This window comes from Erythrobacter donghaensis (assembly GCF_001557325.1).
GTDB classification, from domain to species: Bacteria; Pseudomonadota; Alphaproteobacteria; order Sphingomonadales; family Sphingomonadaceae; genus Erythrobacter; species Erythrobacter donghaensis_B.
In genome coordinates, this window is sequence record NZ_LSJS01000044.1 from 1 (window position 1) to 16,768 (window position 16,768).

At 66.1% G+C, this 16,768-nt stretch carries 13 protein-coding genes; 4 read left to right on the plus strand and 9 right to left on the minus strand.

Annotation, left to right across the window (positions count from 1 at the left end; all coding sequences use genetic code 11):
• From AX692_RS01095 to AX692_RS19420, 3 genes are all read right to left on the minus strand, one after another.
• Window positions 1-219 (minus strand): hypothetical protein (locus AX692_RS01095; RefSeq protein WP_196490241.1); only part of this gene is annotated, 219 nt, incomplete at its 3' end.
• Window positions 219-941, minus strand: a complete 723-nt coding sequence (locus AX692_RS01100; protein ID WP_073973077.1) for a CoA transferase subunit A — start codon at window positions 939-941, stop codon at window positions 219-221. The genes AX692_RS01095 and AX692_RS01100, both read right to left, overlap by 1 nt.
• Window positions 942-1,028: 87 nt before the next feature.
• The gene (locus tag AX692_RS19420; protein WP_155645027.1) at window positions 1,029-1,265 is read right to left on the minus strand and encodes a hypothetical protein; all 237 of its coding nucleotides are present in this window, start codon (window positions 1,263-1,265) and stop codon (window positions 1,029-1,031) included.
• Between the two features lie 196 nt (window positions 1,266-1,461).
• Here AX692_RS19420 and AX692_RS01105 point away from each other — a divergent pair, with 196 nt between their 5' ends.
• Entirely contained in the window at window positions 1,462-3,768 is a 2,307-nt protein-coding gene (locus AX692_RS01105; protein ID WP_073976972.1) for a CDC48 family AAA ATPase, read from the plus strand.
• 240 nt (window positions 3,769-4,008) lie between these two features.
• Here the strand turns inward: AX692_RS01105 and polA are convergent, their stop codons facing one another.
• Entirely contained in the window at window positions 4,009-6,849 is a 2,841-nt protein-coding gene (gene polA / locus AX692_RS01110; RefSeq protein ID WP_073977537.1) for a DNA polymerase I, read from the minus strand.
• A 220-nt stretch (window positions 6,850-7,069) separates the two neighbouring features.
• On the opposite strand from polA, the gene AX692_RS01115 reads away from it, so the two are divergent.
• Window positions 7,070-7,357 (plus strand): hypothetical protein, encoded by a 288-nt coding sequence (locus AX692_RS01115; RefSeq protein WP_073974113.1) that lies wholly within the window; start codon window positions 7,070-7,072, stop codon window positions 7,355-7,357.
• A gap of 84 nt (window positions 7,358-7,441) precedes the next feature.
• Here the strand turns inward: AX692_RS01115 and AX692_RS01120 are convergent, their stop codons facing one another.
• Window positions 7,442-8,476, minus strand: coding sequence for a serine hydrolase (locus AX692_RS01120; RefSeq protein ID WP_073974114.1), 1,035 nt, complete (start codon window positions 8,474-8,476; stop codon window positions 7,442-7,444).
• Between the two features lie 274 nt (window positions 8,477-8,750).
• On the opposite strand from AX692_RS01120, the gene AX692_RS01125 reads away from it, so the two are divergent.
• A complete protein-coding gene (locus AX692_RS01125) occupies window positions 8,751-11,087 on the plus strand; it encodes a DUF305 domain-containing protein (RefSeq protein WP_073974115.1) in 2,337 nt (778 codons plus the stop codon).
• Between the two features lie 305 nt (window positions 11,088-11,392).
• Here AX692_RS01125 and AX692_RS01130 read toward each other — a convergent pair whose 3' ends face one another.
• Window positions 11,393-12,397, minus strand: a complete 1,005-nt coding sequence (locus AX692_RS01130) for a helix-turn-helix transcriptional regulator (RefSeq protein ID WP_073973227.1) — start codon at window positions 12,395-12,397, stop codon at window positions 11,393-11,395.
• A 91-nt stretch (window positions 12,398-12,488) separates the two neighbouring features.
• Window positions 12,489-13,280, minus strand: coding sequence for a hypothetical protein (locus AX692_RS01135; RefSeq protein ID WP_073973228.1), 792 nt, complete (start codon window positions 13,278-13,280; stop codon window positions 12,489-12,491).
• A 124-nt stretch (window positions 13,281-13,404) separates the two neighbouring features.
• Here AX692_RS01135 and AX692_RS19425 point away from each other — a divergent pair, with 124 nt between their 5' ends.
• Complete coding sequence (locus tag AX692_RS19425) at window positions 13,405-14,079, plus strand: hypothetical protein (protein WP_073973229.1); 675 nt, start codon at window positions 13,405-13,407, stop codon at window positions 14,077-14,079.
• 33 nt (window positions 14,080-14,112) lie between these two features.
• On the opposite strand, the gene AX692_RS01140 is transcribed toward AX692_RS19425, so the two are convergent.
• Window positions 14,113-15,597, minus strand: coding sequence for a DUF2779 domain-containing protein (locus tag AX692_RS01140; RefSeq protein ID WP_073973230.1), 1,485 nt, complete (start codon window positions 15,595-15,597; stop codon window positions 14,113-14,115).
• A gap of 272 nt (window positions 15,598-15,869) precedes the next feature.
• A complete protein-coding gene (locus tag AX692_RS01145) occupies window positions 15,870-16,733 on the minus strand; it encodes a sterol desaturase family protein (RefSeq protein ID WP_073974116.1) in 864 nt (287 codons plus the stop codon).
• Window positions 16,734-16,768 lie beyond the last annotated feature (35 nt).

Here is a 16,768-nt window from a genome sequence, read left to right on the forward strand (position 1 = left end):
GGGCGAGGGCGCGGGGGTGGGTGCGGGCTCCGCGGCCGCCACCGGGGTCGGCGCAGGCGTCGGCGTCGGGGTCGCAGCCGGATCGGCCGGCTGGTCGTCCTTCAAGACCCGCGAGCCGACCATTGTCGATCCCGCGATCGCCGGGATCACCGCCGCCACGCAGCCCGAAAGCGCCGTGCCCGCCGTCAAAGCGAGCAGCGCCGCAAGCCTCCTGTCCATCACGCCGCCTCCCTCTCCCGCACGGTCCGGAACTCGATCTTCTTGTCGTAGGGCGCGCCGAGCACGATGCGGTTGACGAACACGCCGGCCAGATGGATCTGGTCGGGATCGAGCGCGCCCGCGGGCACCACCTCCTCGACCTCGGCGACGCAGATCTTCCCGCAGGTTGCGGCCGGAAGGTTGAAGTTGCGCGCGGTCTTGCGGAACACGAGGTTTCCGGTCTCGTCGGCCTTCCACGCCTTGACGATGGCAAGGTCGGCGAAGATTCCGTGCTCGAGGATGTAGGTCTGCATCACCCCGTCGCGATCGGGGAAGTCCTTGTGCTCCTTGCCCTTGGCGACTTCGGTGCCGACCCCGGTGCGGGTGTAGAAGCCGGGGATCCCTGCGCCCCCTGCCCGCATCCGCTCGGCGAGCGTGCCCTGCGGGCAAAATTCGACCTCGAGCTCGCCCGCCAGATACTGCCGCTCGAACTCCTTGTTTTCGCCGACATAGGAGGAGATCATCTTCCTGACCTGGCGGGTGCGCAGCAGCTTGCCGATGCCTTCGTTGTCGATCCCGGCATTGTTGCTGGCGAAGGTGAGGCCGGTGACGCCGCCGTCGCGAATCGCGTCGAGCAGCCGCTCGGGCAGGCCGCAAAGGCCGAAGCCCCCGGCGGCGATCAGCATGTCATCGCGCAGCACGCCGGCGAGCGCGCTGGCGGCGTCGGGGTAGAGCTTGGTCATCGGAACGGACTGCCTCTCGTGGTGTCGCGCAAGGGTGTTCCCTGATGGCGGGATCAGCCCGATGATTATAGCGTTCGGGAGGCGCTGTCACGCCTTGCGCGAGTCGAAGTCGAATCGGCTTTCATGTTGCGTCGCAAAACGATCACGAAGCGGTTTTCTGCTCAGGTTTTGGGCGGTTGCCGCCATTTTAGGCAGAAATTTGCAAGTTTGCGCACAAATCTGCACCAGAACCCGCTCGAGTTGCGTATTTTGCAATCTCATACGCATCTTTCGCACTTGCACAATCGCTTCATATACGGCATTTGGAAGCTGCCTTTCAGGCATCCTCTCCCAAACTTTTCAAGCCCGGCACTCGTTGCCGGGCTTTTTTCTTGCCCGCCGCCGGCAGGCGTGAAGGCCGGGCCCTTTTCCTTTGACGACGGTGCCATCGCGTTCCGGGCTCTGCACAGCCCTTCGCAGATTGCATTCATCTGCCCCCGTTCCTAGCTTGGTCGCCACATCCGCTCGAACAGGAACGCCCATGGCCGACGCCGAAACCGCCGCACCCGCCCGCACCGTCCGGCTCCAGGTCGCGCCCGCGCGGCAGGAGGAATCGGGTGCCGGGATCGCCCGGATGCCGCGTTCCGCCTTCCAGAAGCTCGGAATCACCGAAGGCGACGTGGTCGAGATCCGCGGCAAGCGCGTCACCGCCGCGATCGCCATGGCCGCCTATCCCGAGGACGACGCGCTCGACGTGGTGCGTTTGGACGGCCTCCAGCGCGCCAATGCGCAAGGGGGATCGGGCGAGCATGTCGAGATCGCCCGCGGCGAATCGCGCCCCGCCACCCGCGTGGTCTTCGCCCCCGCCCAGCGCGAGATGCGCCTCCAGGGGCCGACCCAGGCGCTGAAGCGCAACTTCTTCCGCAGGCCCCTCGTGGCGGGCGATCTCGTCGCCACCACCGGCCAGCAGCCGGTGCAGAACATGCCCGCCGACGTGCGCCAGCTGCTGCGCGCGCCGGCCTATGCCCTGACCCAGATCCGCCTCACCGTCGCCTCGACCAGCCCCAAGGGCCTCGTCCACATCGACGAGAACACCGAGGTCGAGCTGCGCGCCGAATTCGAGGACCCGCGCGATGGCCGCGCCGTGGTCAACTATGACGATGTCGGCGGGATGGAGGAGACCATCCGCGCGCTGCGCGAGATGGTCGAACTGCCCCTGCGCTACCCCGAGCTGTTCATCCGTCTCGGGGTCGAGCCGCCCAAGGGCGTGCTGCTGCACGGCCCGCCGGGCACCGGCAAGACCCGCCTCGCGCAGGCGGTCGCCAACGAGAGCGACGCGGAATTCTTCACCATCAACGGCCCCGAGATCATGGGCTCGGGCTATGGCGAATCCGAAAAGCGCCTGAGGGAAGTCTTCGAGGAGGCGACCCGCGCCAGCCCCGCGATCATCTTCATCGACGAGATCGATTCGATCGCCCCCAAGCGGACCCAGGTGCCCGGCGAGGCCGAGAAGCGGCTCGTCGCCCAGCTGCTGACCCTGATGGACGGGCTGGAGAAGCGCGCCAATCTCGTCGTGATCGCCGCCACCAACCGGCCCGACGCGATCGACGAGGCGCTGCGCCGTCCGGGCCGCTTCGACCGCGAGATCGTGATCGGCGTGCCCGACCAGCGCGGGCGGCGCGAGATCCTCGCCATCCACACCCGCGGGATGCCGCTCGAGAGCGCGGTCGACCTCGACGAGCTCGCGCGCGTCACCCACGGCTTTGTCGGCGCGGACATCGCCGCGCTCGCCCGCGAGGCCGCGATCGAGGCGGTGCGCCGGATCATGCCGCGCCTCGATCTCGACGAGCGCACGATCCCGCCCGAGGTGCTCGAGGACCTGTGCGTCAGCCGCGACGATTTCCTCGCCGCGCTGAAGCGCGTCCAGCCGAGCGCGATGCGCGAGGTGATGGTGCAGGTTCCGAACGTGGGCTGGGACGACATCGGCGGCGCGGGCGAATCGGTCGACAAGCTGAAGGAGGGGATCGAGCTTCCTCTGAAAAACCCCGAGGCCTTCCGCCGCCTCGGCATCCGTCCGGCCAAGGGTTTCCTGCTCTATGGCCCGCCGGGCACCGGCAAGACGCTGCTCGCCAAGGCCGTCGCCAAGGAGGCCGAGGCGAATTTCATCTCGATGAAGTCATCCGACCTGCTCTCGAAGTGGTACGGGGAGAGCGAGCAGCAGATCGCCAGGCTCTTCGCCCGCGCCCGTGCGGTGGCGCCCTGCGTGGTGTTCATCGACGAGATCGACAGCCTCGTGCCCGCACGCGGTTCGGGACAGGGCGAGCCGCAGGTCACGGGCCGCGTGGTCAACACCATCCTCGCCGAGATGGACGGGCTCGAGGAACTGCAATCGGTGGTGGTGATCGGCGCGACCAACCGCCCGACACTGGTCGACCCCGCGCTGCTGCGTCCGGGCCGCTTTGACGAACTGGTCTATGTCGGAACCCCCGACGAGGCGGGGCGGCAGCACATCCTCGGCATCCACACCGCCAAGATGCCGCTCGCCGAGGACGTCGATCTGGCGAGCCTCGCGGCCGAGACCGAGCGTTTCACCGGCGCCGACCTCGAAGACCTCGTGCGCCGCGCCGGCCTTGCCGCGCTGCGCCGCGTGGGGGGCGATGTCAGCACGGTCGCAGCCTCCGATTTCGCCGCCGCATTGAAGGATTCGCGTGCCACGGTCACGCCCGAGATGGAGAGCGAATACCAGCAGATGCGCGGTGAGCTGAAGAAGCGCGCGGCGGCGGTGCAGCCGATCGGCTTCCTCTCCCCCGACATGCTGACCCCGACGCGGGAGAAGAAGCACGATTGAGCCGGGCGGGAGGCCGCTTTCCTACACGGCGCATGCGGCGTAGGCAGGGGTGGCCCGCTCTTTCGCATCGTTGATCTTGCCTGCCTTCTGCAAGGCGCCTCAAAGCCGGATGGAGGCGGCCTCACCGCAAACAAGCCCTGCTCCCCATGTCCGTCCGCTCGAAGGTTGGGCGAAATTATTGCTTCTTTTCATCTTCTTGGTGGGAACAGGCAAAGCGGACACGGTGTCCGCTTTGTCCGCCTAGTGCGCCGCGTCCCAGCTGAGCCCCGTCCCGATCTCGACCCCCAGCGGCACCGACAGTTCCACCGCAGGAAGCGCGGCTTCGGCCATCACCTGCCGGATGATCGGCGTCGCCGCTTCCACCCGCGCCTCGGGAAGCTCGAACACCAATTCGTCGTGCACCTGCAGCAGCATCCGCACGTCATGGAGACCCGCCTCCGCCAGCGCCGGAAGCATCCGCGCCATCGCGCGCTTGATGATGTCGGCGCTGGTGCCCTGGATCGGGGCGTTGATCGCGGCGCGCTCGCTGCCTTGCCGCTCGGCCTGGTTCTTCGAGTTGATCCGTGGGAACCACGTCTTGCGGCCGAACAGCGTCTCGGAATAGCCGCGGCTGCGCACGCTCTCGAGCGTTTCGTGGATATAGCGCTGGATGCCCGGGAAGCGCTGGAAATAGGTGTCGATCATCGCCTGGGCTTCCTCGGGCGGCACCTCCAGACGCGCCGCGAGGCCCCAGCGCGAAATCCCGTAAAGTATTGCGAAGTTGATGGTTTTTGCCCGGCCGCGGGTGTCGCGGGTGACCTCGCCGAACATCTCGCGCGCGGTGCGGGCGTGGATGTCCTCGCCGTTCGCGAAGGCCTCCTTGAGGCTGGCGACATCGGCCATGTGCGCCGCGAGCCGCAATTCGATCTGCGAATAGTCCGCCGCGAGCAGGACATTGCCCTCCTCCGGCACGAAGGCCTCGCGGATCTGGCGGCCGATGGCGGTGCGGATCGGGATGTTCTGAAGATTCGGGTCGGTCGAGGACAGCCGCCCGGTCTGCGCGCCGACGAGGCTGTAGCTGGTGTGCACTCGCCCGGTCTCGGGATTGATCGCGGCCTGAAGCGCGTCGGTATAGGTCGACTTGAGCTTCGCCAGTTGCCGCCATTCCAGCACCAGCCGCGCAATCGGCGCGCCCTCGGCGGCGAGCTTTTCCAGCACCGAGACGTCGGTCGAATATTGCCCGGTCTTGCCCTTCTTCCCGCCCTTGTAGCCGAGCTTGTCGAACAGGATCTCTCCGAGCTGCTTGGGGCTGCCGACAGTGAATTCCTGCCCGGCGACAGCGTGGATCTCGCCCTCGAGCCGGGCGATCTCGTGCGAGAATTCTTCCGACAGCTTCGCCAGCCGCGCCCGGTCGACCTTGATGCCCTCGCGCTCCATCCCGGCGACCACCGGGATCAGCGGGCGGTCGACGCGCTCGTAGACGCGGCTGCCGCCCTCGACCGACAACCGGGGCTTGAGCATCGCGTGAAGCCGCCAGGTGATGTCGGCATCTTCGGCGGCGTAGTGGGTGGCGCGGTCGAGCGGCACCTCGTTGAAGCCGATCGCCTTCTTGCCGGTGCCGCACAGGTCCTTGAAGGCGATCGCGGTGTGATCGAGATGGCGCTGGCACAGTTCGTCCATGCCGTGCCCGCCGCCGATCCCTTCCTCGCCGCGCCCGGCGTCGAGGTTGAAGCTGATCACCATCGTGTCGTCGATGGGGGCGACGGCGATGCCGGCGCGGGCGAGGATGTTGAGATCATACTTGCCGTTGTGGAAGATCTTGAGGACGCTCTCGTCCTCGAGCAGCGGCTTCAGCGCGGCGATCGCCTCGGCCATAGGCACCTGCTCGGGTTTCTGTGCGAACATGTCCGAGCCGCCGTGGCCGAGCGGGATGTAACAGGCATCGTTCGGGCCGAGGGCGAGGCTCACCCCGACCAGATCGGCGCGCATCGCATCCAATGAGGTGGTCTCGGTATCGACCGCCACGGCCTGCGCGGCACGGGCGCGGGTTACCCATGCGGTGAGGCGTTCGAGCGTCTGCACCGTCTCGTAGGCGGCGTGATCGACCGGCGGCATGTCGGGGAGCGGCTGGCGGTTGCCCTCGCCCGGAGCCGGTGCGGCGGCGCTGGCGGTGGTCGGCTTGGCGGGGTTCAGCTGCACCGAGGGCGAAGGGCTGCCCGCCCCCGCATCCAGCCGCCGCAGCAGCGAGGTGAAACCGTGCTGCGTCAGGAAGGCGGCGAGCGGCGCGGGCGGGACGGGGCCGAGCACCATCTCCTCGAGCGGCTGGGGGAGGTCGCAATCCTCCTTCAGCGTCACAAGGATCTTCGACAGCTCGGCATCGCCGCGCCCTTCGATCAGGCGGTCGCGCAGCTTGGAGGGCTTCATCGAAGGGGCGCTGTCCAGCGCAGCGGTCAAGGAGCCGTGTTCCGCAATCAGCTTGGAGGCCGTCTTGGGGCCAATTCCGAAAATGCCCGGCACATTGTCGACCGAATCGCCCATCAGCGCGAGCACGTCGCCGACCAGCTCGGGGCCGACACCGAACTTCTCCTCGACTTCCGCGAGCCAGATGCGCTGGTTCTTCATCGTGTCGAGCATGTCGATCCGCGCGCCGTCCCGTTCCCCGATCAGCTGCATCAGGTCCTTGTCGGAGGAAACGATGGTGACATCCCATCCCCGCTCCTGCGCGCGGCGGGCATAGGTGGCGATGAGATCGTCGGCCTCCAGCCCCTCGACCTCGATGCAGGGCAGGCTGAAGGCGCGGGTGGCGTCGCGGATCAGCGGGAATTGCGGGCGCAGGTCCTCGGGCGGTTCGGGGCGGTTGGCCTTGTAGTGTTCGTAGATTTCGTTGCGGAAGCTCACCGATCCGGCATCGAGGATCACCGCCAGATGCGTCGGGCCGTCAGCCGCGTCGAGATCGGCGGCCAGCTTCCACAGCATCGTGGTGTAGCCATAGACCGCGCCCACCGGAGTCCCCTCGGGGTTCGTCAGCGGGGGCAGGCGGTGATAGGCCCGGAAGATGTAGGACGACCCGTCGACGAGATAGAGGTGCTGCTTTTCGGCCATGGCTGCCTGCTAGCAGGCGCGGAAGCCTGCGGGTAGGGGGCTCGGCGCGCCGCGGCTTGCGGCGGAACGCGGCGGGAGAATGTGGCAGGATTGCGGCGAAAGTGCCTTGTAAGCGAGGCCCGCGCGTCCTAGATTCGCTCTCGAACCGGATCACCAGAACACCGGTCGGCGCGTCTCAGGAGGGGGCGCGTGCCATTCGCAGGACAAAGGACCACACGCCATGCGCAAGATCATCCTCGCCGCCGCCATCGCCACCGCCGCGCTCGGCCTTTCGGCTTGCGGCGGCAACACAGAGACCGAGACCGACGAAACGGTCGAGGCGATGGACGAGCAGGCCGAAGCCAGCGCCGATGAAGGTGCCGCGATCGAAAGCGCTGCGGTCGAAACGCCCGAAGAAACCCAGCAGGCCGCCGCCGAAGCCGCCGATCAGGCCGAGAAGACCACCGAGGAAGTGGGCGACGACGCGCTGAGCGTGGTCGACCAGGCCGAGGAAGCCGGCGCCGAGTAAGCGCCGCCGGGCTCCGGCTCGAACAAATGTGAAGGGCGGCCGCCGCGAGGCGCCGCCCTTTTTGCTGTCCGGCCGGTTGAGGGCTCAGCCCCCGGTGGCGTAGGGCGCGCTCGCCCAGTTGCGGGTGGGGTCCTGCTGGGCCTTCACCGCAAAGCCATCATAAAGCGCGCGCGCGATCGCGGCGATGCGCTCCTCGCGGGCGAGCTTGGTGCCCTGCCCGGTGACGTAGATCGCGACCGCGATCACCCGGCCATCGGGGCATTCGATCAGGCCGATGTCGCTCGAGGTGTTGCTGAGCGAGCCGGTCTTGTGGCTAACCCGCGCCTCGAGCGGCATGTTGGCGGGGATGCGGCGCTTGCCGGTGACGGTGCGGCTCATCGCCCCCAGGATCACCTGGCGGCTCTGATCCGAGAGATATTCGCCGCGATAGAGCCCGGCGAGCAGCCGCACCATGGCGCGCGGGGTGGCGGCGTCGCGGCTGTCGATATGGTTGGCGGGATTGAACTCGCCATCGTCGCGCACCAGCGTGGCGATGTCGCGGTTGAGCGAGAAGGGCGCGAGCCCCTTGCGCGCCATCCAGCTGTTGACCGCCTGCGGGCCCCCGACGGCTGCCAGCAGCGCGTCGGTCGCGGGGTTGGACGAGCGGGTGATCATGATCTCGATGAGGTCGATCGCCGGCATGTACTGCCCGGGCCGGACCGGCGCCTTGGCCGAGGAGAACCTCGCCGAGCGCACCGGCAGCAGCAGCGGGAATTCGCTGGTGAGCGTGTAGCGCCCCTGCTCGACCATCTCGAGATAGGTCGCCGCGATCGCGATCTTGCTGGTCGAGGCCATCGGGAAGAGTTGGTCGCCCAGCACCATGACTTCCTCGCCCGTGGCAAGGTCCACCGCAGCAACGCCGATGCGGCCGAGCGCCGGGTTGGCGAGTTCGGCGATGCGCTGCTCGAAGGTCGAGGCGTAGACCGCATCGAAGCTCTGCGGATTGCGCGCCTGGGTGCCGAAGGTGCTGTCGAAGGTGGCCTGCAGCTCGTCCTGGCTGTTCGCCGCAGCCGGGGTGGCGAGCGCCGCGAAGGAGGCCAGGAGGCCGGTCAGAGCGGCGAGAAAACGGGGGCGTGCCATGGGGGCAAGTCTACTCCGACAGGGTTTCGGCGGGCTTAACGATGCACTTAGCCGTGCGCGATTCGCCGCGGCAAGCCCTCGCCCTGGCGCGTGCGGCGAACGGTGCGCCCGGCGCGATGGGATCGGTTGGCGCGGTAAGCCGGAGTCATCAAGCTGTTGCTCGACTGTGATCGCGGTTTCGTCGAATCCGGTCTTTGCGCCCTCCCCATGGTCTTGACTGCCTGCGGCCAAAGGGCAGTCTGCAGGTCAACCAGATCCAAGGGGACTTTTCGAGATGACCGACACCGCCACCCGCCGCGCCGCGCGCGCCGGCCTTGCCGCCCTGCTGCTCTCCGCTTCGGGTCTTGCCTTCGCGCAGGCTGTCCCGATCGTGAAGCCCGGCGCGCCCGGGCAGGCCTCCAAGGCGCTCTCGGCCGAGGAAGCGACCAAGCTCGCGCAGGCGAGCTACACCCCGGCCGACGTGGCCTTCATGCAGAACATGATCGTCCACCACCAGCAGGCGGTCGACATGGCCAAGCTGGTCAAGGAGCGCACCAACACCGAAGAGCTCCAGACCATCGCCGGCCGGATCGAGGCGAGCCAGGCCGACGAGATCGCCTTCATGCAAACCTGGCTCAAGGAGCGCGGCGAACCGCTCGAGGATCCGATGATGAAGGGCCACGGCGAGCACCTGCACCACATGATGAAGGGCATGGCGAGCCCCGAGGCGCTGAAGGCCCTGGCCGCGGCCAAGGGCACCGATTTCGACAAGCAGTTCCTGACCCTGATGATCGCCCACCACGAAGGCGCGATCGACATGGTGGAGGAACTGCTCGACGAGGACGGCACCGCCGCCGATCCGGTGCTGTTCCAGTTCGTGGGCGACGTCGAGAGCGAGCAGAAGGCCGAGATCGGCAAGATGGACAAGGTGCTCGCCGGGCTTTCGGCCGATCCGCGCGTCGGGCTGGCGGCGGGCTTCGACAATGCCGGCGAGGCGATCATGGGCCTGACCAAGGTCGCGACGCTGGCCAAGCCCGCGGGCTTCTTCAATCCCGAGAACCCCGCCGACCTGCGCCCGCCGGTGCCGCCCAAGAAGGGCAAGGAGAAGAAGGAGGGGGCAGCCGAACCGGCCAAGGCCGAAGCTGATGCGATGGCCCCCGAGGCTGCAGCCGCTCCGGCCGTCGCCGCCGCCACCCCGGCTCCGGCAGCGACCGAAAGCCCTGCGGCCGATCCTGCCAAGCGTCAGGAGGAAGACCTCACCGAATTCGCCGAGCGCTCCCCGCTGCTCGATTTCGCCAACACCGACATGGCCTTCTTCGGCGATGTCATGGTGGCGGGCTCCTACCACGGGTTCAACATCTACAAGCTGGGCGCGGACGGCATCCCCACCCTCAAGAGCTCGGTCGTGTGCCCCGGCGGGCAGGGCGACGTCTCGGTGGTCGGCAACCTTCTCGTCATGAGCGTCGAGCAGACCCGCGGGCGGATCGACTGCGGGCTCGAGGGCGCGCCGGGCAAGATCAACGAGGAGCGCTTCCGCGGCCTCCGGATCTTCGACATCTCCGACCTTGCCGCCCCGCGTCAGGTCGGCGCGGTGCAGACCTGCCGGGGCAGCCACACGCATTCCATCGTCAGCGCCGATCCCAACCGCATCATCGTCTACAACTCTGGCACCGCGGGTATCCGCGACGAGAAGGAGCTCGCCGGCTGCATCGGCAGCACCCCGGGCGACACCCGCACCGCGCTGTTCTCGATCGACGTGATCGAGATCCCGGTCGCCGACCCCTCCAAGGCCCGCATCGTCAAGTCCCCGCGCGTCTTCGCCGACGAGACAACGGGCGAGATCGCCGGCCTGTGGAAGGGCGGCGATCACGGCGACGACACGCAGAACACCGCGCGCACCGACCAGTGCCACGACATCACCGTCTTCCCCGCGCTGAAGATCGCCGCGGGGGCCTGCTCGGGCAATGGCATCATCTTCGACATCGCCGATCCCCTGAACCCCAGGCGCCTCGACGTCGTCACCGACACCGGCTTTGCCTACTGGCACTCGGCGACCTTCAACAATGACGGCACCAAGGTGATCTTCACCGACGAATGGGGCGGCGGCGGGCGGCCGCGCTGCAAGGCCTCCGACCCCAAGACCTGGGGCGCCAACGCGATCTACGACATCGTTGACGGCAAGCTGAAGTTCCGTGCCCACTACAAGATGCCCGCGCCGCAGAGCGACAAGGAGAACTGCGTCGCGCACAATGGCTCGATCATCCCCGTCCCGGGCCGCGACCTGTTCGCGCAGGCGTGGTATCAGGGCGGCCTTTCGGTGATGGACTTCACCGACAGCGCCAACCCGAAGGAGATCGCCTATTTCGACCGCGGGCCGATCGATGCCAAGCAGATGGTGCTGGGCGGCTACTGGTCGGTCTACTGGTACAAGGGCCACCTCTACGGCACCGAGATCACCCGCGGGATCGACGTCTTCGCGCTCAAGCCCGGCGCTGACCTGACCAAAGCCGAAATCGCTGCCGCCAGGGCCGCGAAGTTCGAGGACAACCGCTTCAACCCCCAGACCCAGACCCGCGTGACGTGGGATGCAGCGGTGGTGAAGGCGGCGGAGGCGAGCCGCAAGCTCAAATAGGCGCGCACCAGCTCTGCAAAGCGGACAAAGCGGACACCTTGTCCGCTTTGCGGGGCGAGATTTTGACAAATATATTCAATCCGTTGGCCCGCTCCGCACCAAGCGGACGGACAGGGGAACGGCATGCCTTTGTGCCGATTGCGACCCTCCGGCCGCGCGCATCACGATGGGAAAGAACTTCCGGGGAGACTGTCACGGACAAGACAAGTAGGAAAGCGCCACTTGCGGGTTGGCGGCGGTTTCTGGCGTTCCGGGACCGAAAGCTGCCAATCTGGAAACGACCCCGAAATGGTCGTAGCTCAGGTTTATCCCGAAGGACCTTTACCAGTCACGCTGCTCAGGGTTTGCGATGCCGAACGCAATTGATCATGCATCACAGCGCGCAGCTCCTCCGGCGCCTCAATCCGCACCTCACCTCCCCAAGTGAACAGATGCTCGGCGATCTCGCGCAGGCCGCCAGAGCGGAAGCGCACCACGACCTCGTTACCATCCTCCTCGATCTGCTGATGCGGGTGAAATCGCCATCGGCGGGCACGTTCTGCGCTTGCGCTGGCAACCCGCAAGACGATCTCGTGCCCTTGCTCGCGCCAGATCCCGAAGCTTTCCCCCATCCATGCATCGAGGTCCCAGTCGTCACCCGGAACGCCCGGCTGGTTGCTGACCCGCGTCTCAGTCATTCGATCGAGCCGGTAAGGCACGGGTTCGAGATCGCGTCCGGGGATCTGCCCGACCAGATAGCTCGCCGCCCCATGGATCAGGCCGAGCGGGATGACCCGGCGCCACTTCGCCTCGGCCGCGCCATCGGCGAGGTAATCGAACTCAACGCACATTCCCGCCATCATCGCCCCCTGGATCTGGGCAACGGTTTCGGGGGCATGCTCGATCATCGGGCCGGCAGGGACATGGTGGCGCTGGAGCCTGACGAGCGGTTCGAGATCGGGGGCCATGCGGCTCTTGACCTCGCGCCGGAGGCTCGCCTGCACCTTGCCGGCGAGGCTTTCGAGCAGCGGGGCCTGCGCGGAGCCTGCCCGCCTTGCGGTTTCTGCAAGCGATTGCAGCGCGGCGATCTCGGCCACGTTGGGCTGGGTGAACGGCGAAGGTAGTGCGCCGGGGATGCGGAAACGCTTCTGTCGATCGTCGATGCTCTCCTCGAGATCGAAATGGACAAGGATCAGATCGCGCAGCCGCTCAGCCGTGCGGCGGTTGGCGCCAATCACCTCGGCCATCTCGTCGAGGGTCAGCCCTTCGGCGCTCTCTCCCAGCGCCTTGACCAGCGTCAGCAGACGGTCGAGCTTCGCATTGCGTGCCATGGTTGTTTTCTCGCCCCGTTCCTGATCGAGATCTCTGTAGGTGTTGCAGACCTTGCGCTAGATCAACAAGATGTCTTGCGCGTCGTGAAAATCACGCAGCGAAGCCGATAGTCCGTGAAGGACCTGCTCGAGCCTCAACTTCATCGATCAGCCATCGGGCCACTAGGGCGGGATCAGTCTCGCCGAGGAGCTGCGCCCGCCGCGCGACGAGCGCGAAGTCGCCGGGCGTCGTCGCAGCCATCAGTTGCCGCGCAAGCCGTGATGGAGGCGAGTTCGACCTGGCGATGCGCTCCAACAGCTGAGTGCCTACGAACTCGCCGTCCCTGTCGTTGTCGATAAGCCCGCACCGTGACAATCGCTCGCCAGCGCCAAGCCGATCTTCGATTTCGCCCGCGAGAAGTCCAGTCAGATAGGCAATCCTCAGCGCGGTTGGCCTTGCTCCCTCGCCCGGCAAGGCATGTAACAGCTTTCGCCAGGCATCGTGAATGGCGCACCGAGCAAGTGCGTAGATAATTGTCTGCTCTCTCACATCGAGTTCGAACGTCTCGGCAAGCCAAGCGATACGACGATCGAAAGGTGTAGCTGCCGTTCGCTGCTTAGGCTGATACCGCGCTACCAGTTCGCCCAGCAGCATCCCGTAGCCGGACGGAGCAAGGTCGTGCCAGGTTGCAATCTCTTCCTCAACAGGCTCCGGCCCGCAGATGTAGTCGAACCATATGTCGAACAGCTGCTTACCGTGGTCACGCAGCTGCGCGCCATTCAACTGGCCAACGGCAGTGCACCATGCTTGGGCGAAGGCTGCCGCATCGGACGACCTCACGAAGGAGCTACGCTTGGAGGAAGGGGGACCGGGGATCTGCGAGAGAAAGCGCTTAAGGTTCATGCGCCTCGAATATGGTCATGCTGCGACAAAAACGGTCGTTCCTATAATCGGTCGAGCGATTTGTGCTTCACGCAGCCACCCCTCTGAGTAATACAAGCGGTGTTTCAACAAGAAGGGTCGTATAATGCAGTCTGTCAGCCAAGCTGTTTTCCAGATGCCCGCGGACGTGCTCGACGCATCGGGCGCGATCTTCTATTCCGCTCCGCCAGCATTCGAGGGGCACCATCCGGTTTACATCCTTGGACTGAACCCGGGCGGAAGCCCAGAAAAGCAGCCGGAGAATACCGTCCGCCGCAATTTCGAGAACTGGCAAAGGCAGGCTCAACCTTACTCGTCATATGTGGACGAGGTTTGGGGTGGCACGGTTGCAGGTGCACATGGCATGCAGCCCCGTATCCGTCATCTTGCCGAAGCTCTGGAAATCGACCTTCGCCTCACGCCTGCGAGCAACGTCGTCTTCATTCGCAGTGCAACCGAGGCCAAGCTCGAGGAAAACAAGAGCGAGTTACTGGATGCCTGCTGGCCGGTGCATGAGGCGGTAATCGAGAACCTTGGTTGCCGGGTCATCATTTGCCTTGGTGGCACAGCAGGGTGGTGGGTTCGGGAACGTCTCGGTGCGGACGAGCAGTGCGATTGCTTCAAGGAAACCAACCGGCGCGGTTGGACGAGTGTCGCCCATCGATCGCAAAATGGGATCTTCGTCTGCACCCTCACTCACCCGGGACGTGCCAACTGGCGAAATGCTCAGGCCGACCCATCGGCGATGGTCAAACGGGTTCTGGAAATGGCGGGATCTTGATCCACTTGACGGCCGAAGCCGCAGATCGATTGGTTACGCCATTGCAGTGCCTGCCAAAGCCCGCGCCACGGCGACCATCGCCCAGGTATCGCGCGCGCAATAAGCCTTGAGCGCTTCTTCCAGCGCCTCGCGCCGCAGCGGGTCACAGGCCGGGTCCGCAGCCTCGAGCCACGCGGTTTGCGCATCGCCCCCATACTTTACTTCAAGCGCGCCGTAATCGAGATCGGCAGCGATGGTTGGCAGCACGGCCTTGATCGACCAGCTGCCGCGCTGGTCGCGGTGATACCAGTGGTTGCGGGCGACGGGCAGCAGATCGACCGTGGCTTCGGCCATAGCTTCGAGCCTTGCGGTAAGGTCGGGAAAGGCCGCCGCAAGGTCACGGAGCACCCGCCGCTCGAACGCCGCGTTGTAGGCGATGATCGTCGCGCCCTCGGGTATGTGTTCGACCAGCGCTTCAGCGCAGGCGCGGCGCGGGTCGCTGCCGTCGCAGCTCAGGAATTCGTGGTGCGTCATGCGCCCGCCGCGCCGCTCGAGATGGAGCGAGAACTGGAACGGGATCTGCTGGTATGGGCGCGTGCCGAGCCAGCGCGGGATTGCCGGAGCGATCGTCTCGAAGTCGAGCCAGGCACGCGGCCAGCCCCAGTGCTCCATCGCCCTGCGCGCGCCTTCGGCATCGTGGAACGGCTTGCCGTCGCGCGTCGCGGCAAGGATGCGGGCATGGCGATCATTGAGATCGCCCTCGGACAGATCGAGCAGGTCCGCGATGCCGTTTTCAAGCCAGCGCTTGCCGCCGCCATTGGGCAGCACCGTCACCGGCCACTCCGGTCCCGGCGGCAGGTGGCGGCTGCAATAGGCGGAAAACTCGCATGGGAAAGGCGAGGCGCAGTGGTCTCCCATCTCGCGCTCGGGTTCGGCACCTGAGAGCACCGCGCGCGCCTCGGCCACCAGCGCGTGGCGCGTGGCGATGGTCGCCTCTAGCTCGCCCAGCAGATCGGCGTCGGTGAACAGCCCGCGATAATCGCCCTCGCGCGTCAGCACGAAGCTGGTGTCGATATGACGGATGCTGGCGCGTTGCAGATTGATGCCTGCCTCGCGCAGCACCCAGACCTGCGTTGCGAGATCGCCGCGGTGGTAGTCCTTGACCGAACCAGAGCTCTTGACCTCGGCCGCTGCCCAGCTTCCGCCTTCGAGCTTATCGAGCACATCAACCCGCACCAGCACGCCATCGTGTTCGAAGGTCGCCTCGAAGATCGGACCCGGATGGCCCCCTGCGATAAGCGATGCGGTCGTGGCCAGCGCTGCCGTCAGGTTCGGCGCATCGACCATGAAGCCGCCCGGATGGAGCGCGCAGGCGATCGCCCCCACGTCATTGCCGGTCGCAAAGCGCGCCTCGGCGCCCGCATCCTGCTCGGCGAGTTCGGGACGATGGGTCGCCAGCCACAGCCGCTTGGGGCATTGCTCGAAGGCTGTGATTTTCGATTTGGAGAGGCCGAAACGGCGGGTGCGTGTTTGCGTCATGCCGCGATTCCTACAACCCCATCACGACAGAAATGGTCGTTCAATCCTCGATGACCGGATAGAACAGAGCTGTTCAGGCCTCCCCTCAATCTCTACGCGAGAAGCGCTACGATGGTCATCATAGCGTTCGCAACAACTGGAGATGCTGGCCTGCGCTTAACCTTCAGGGCGAGTGTCCGCCGAATTAAGCAAATGCTGTTTCCTGCCATTCCGGTTTCCACCCACCTTCGGTCTTTCCCGGCTGAAAGCCAGTCACCCGAAAGCGGACACCCCTACCCCTCAGCCGCCTGCTTCTTCTCCATGAACGGCCGCAGCGGGAAGAGCCACTGTTCCTTGATCGACAGCCGCTTCCTGTCATCCTGCCCGACGATCGCGCTCTCGCCGTCCTTGTAGGTGCCGAACACGCGGTCCCAGAAGATCACGCTGTTGCCGTAGTTGCAGCGCGTGTCCTCGTAGCTCGTCGCGGTGTGGTGCAATGAGTGGTTGCGGATCGTGGTGAAGAAGAAGCCGTACCAGATCGGCGGGTTGGCGCTGACATTGGCGTGGGCATAGGTCGCGATCACGCCGCCGGCGGTGATGCTGGCGAACAGGGCGTTGAGGTCCACGTCGAGCAGCGCGGTGATCCCGATCGAGATCAGGAACAGCTCGATCGGGTTGCCGACGAAGCCCTTGGCCGCGTTGAGCTGGGTGATGTGGTGATGCGGCGCATGGGTCAGCCACAGCGGCGTCCAGTTGTGCATCGCGCGGTGCATCCAGTACTGGCCGAACTCGAACAGGAACAACAGGATCATCGCCTGCACCAGGAAGGGCAGCTCGGCGAGCCACGGGGTGGCGATGCCCCAGCTCTCTTTCAGGGCGCTGAGCGGCGAGTTGATCAGCGCATCGGAGGCATAGCCGATCGCGGTGAAGCTGAGGGCGACATAGAACACGTCGGTCGCCAGCTCGCGCCCGTTGATGCGCCAGCCTTCGTGGCGTTCGAACACCAGCTCGAGGGCTTGCACGAAGGCGAGCGTGCCGATGCCGACCGCCAGCAGCGACCACGGCGCCTCGACCCATGCCGCGGGCGCAAGCCCCCAGAAGGCGATCACCGCCGCAAGCGTCGCGGGCGGCAGCAGGTTGATGAGCGACTGTTTCACCGGATCGTTCCCCTGTTCGATCGTGAGGCTCTATG

Coding starts and splice junctions, on each gene's coding strand:
- AX692_RS01100 (WP_073973077.1), bottom strand. CDS start 941: ATGACCAAGCTCTACCCCGACGCCGCCAGCGCGCTCGCCGGCGTGCTG.
- AX692_RS19420 (WP_155645027.1), bottom strand. CDS start 1,265: ATGCCTGAAAGGCAGCTTCCAAATGCCGTATATGAAGCGATTGTGCAA.
- AX692_RS01105 (WP_073976972.1), top strand. CDS start 1,462: ATGGCCGACGCCGAAACCGCCGCACCCGCCCGCACCGTCCGGCTCCAG.
- polA (WP_073977537.1), bottom strand. CDS start 6,849: ATGGCCGAAAAGCAGCACCTCTATCTCGTCGACGGGTCGTCCTACATC.
- AX692_RS01115 (WP_073974113.1), top strand. CDS start 7,070: ATGCGCAAGATCATCCTCGCCGCCGCCATCGCCACCGCCGCGCTCGGC.
- AX692_RS01120 (WP_073974114.1), bottom strand. CDS start 8,476: ATGGCACGCCCCCGTTTTCTCGCCGCTCTGACCGGCCTCCTGGCCTCC.
- AX692_RS01125 (WP_073974115.1), top strand. CDS start 8,751: ATGACCGACACCGCCACCCGCCGCGCCGCGCGCGCCGGCCTTGCCGCC.
- AX692_RS01130 (WP_073973227.1), bottom strand. CDS start 12,397: ATGGCACGCAATGCGAAGCTCGACCGTCTGCTGACGCTGGTCAAGGCG.
- AX692_RS01135 (WP_073973228.1), bottom strand. CDS start 13,280: ATGAACCTTAAGCGCTTTCTCTCGCAGATCCCCGGTCCCCCTTCCTCC.
- AX692_RS19425 (WP_073973229.1), top strand. CDS start 13,405: ATGCAGTCTGTCAGCCAAGCTGTTTTCCAGATGCCCGCGGACGTGCTC.
- AX692_RS01140 (WP_073973230.1), bottom strand. CDS start 15,597: ATGACGCAAACACGCACCCGCCGTTTCGGCCTCTCCAAATCGAAAATC.